The following is a 280-nucleotide window of genomic DNA, read 5'->3' as shown; positions in this document are numbered from 1 at the left end:
CGCTAATCGAGCAAATTCGCTGTGGTGGAGCTGGACTTGGTGGTTTTCTCACCCCAACGGGTGTCGGCACCGTCGTAGAGGAAGGCAAACAGACACTGACACTCGACGGTAAAACCTGGCTGCTCGAACGCCCACTGCGCGCCGACCTGGCGCTAATTCGCGCTCATCGTTGCGACACACTTGGCAACCTGACCTATCAACTTAGCGCCCGCAACTGTAACCCCCTGATAGCCCTTGCGGCTGAGATCACGCTGGTAGAGCCAGATGAACTGGTCGAAAC

The 280-nt window shown here is 57.5% G+C and carries 1 protein-coding gene; it reads left to right on the top strand.

Annotated features, from left to right (window positions below):
• Positions 1 to 280, top strand: a 280-nt coding sequence (locus V5P19_RS23390) for a CoA-transferase (RefSeq protein ID WP_334407927.1), incomplete at both ends; no start/stop codon positions are given.

Source organism: Enterobacter sp. UNJFSC 003, from assembly GCF_036903355.1.
Lineage (GTDB): Bacteria > Pseudomonadota > Gammaproteobacteria > Enterobacterales > Enterobacteriaceae > Enterobacter.
The sequence above is the reverse complement of the archived record's forward strand: the minus strand, read 5'-3'. Positions and strand labels throughout refer to the sequence as shown.